Source organism: Clostridium sp. CAG:43, from assembly GCF_000434655.1.
GTDB classification, from domain to species: domain Bacteria; phylum Bacillota; class Clostridia; order Lachnospirales; family Lachnospiraceae; genus Otoolea; species Otoolea fessa.
On the sequence record NZ_FR895114.1, the window covers coordinates 54597 to 55161 of the forward strand.

General features: G+C 54.3%; 1 protein-coding gene (running past one end of the window). It reads left to right on the top strand.

The window, feature by feature from the left end; genetic code table 11:
• Nucleotides 1-565: part of a GGDEF domain-containing protein coding region (locus tag QVO97_RS11550; protein ID WP_288189738.1), annotated on the top strand (this coding region is incomplete at its 5' end). Its footprint extends 33 nt past the window's final position; the window shows 565 of its 598 annotated nt.

Consider the following 565-nt stretch of genomic DNA (forward strand, 5'->3'; position numbering starts at 1 on the left):
GGCGACCGGACTTCCCAATAAGAATAAATGCGAAGAATTGCTGGATGATCCGGAACCGGCGGCAGAGAATGTGGGAGTATGCAGTTTTGACCTGAATAATCTCCGCCGAATCAACAACAGCATGGGGCATGAGGCGGGGGATGCCTATATCAGGCGGTTCGCCGTCTGCCTGCGCGCGTCCATGCCTGCGGAACAGTTCGTAGGGCGGGACGGCGGCGATGAATTTATTGCCGTTACGCGTGGTCTGGATGAGGAGGCCATGCGGGAATGCCTCACCCATGTGCGGGAGGCGATGACAGAGGAGTCAAAGGGATATCCGGATATGCCGCTCAGCTATGCGGTCGGGTATGCACTTGCCAGTGATTTTCCGGGCAGCACGATGAGGGAGCTTTTCAGTTTTGCCGATAAAAATATGTATATCAACAAAAACCATGTAAAGCGCGAGGAAGCGGCAGCGGAAAAACGGCTGGATTTCCACCTGCTCAAGCTTTTAAACCGGTACGGGAGAAACTTTTCGGATTGTCTCTACTGCGACGCGCACATGGATACCTACCGGGCACTCCGT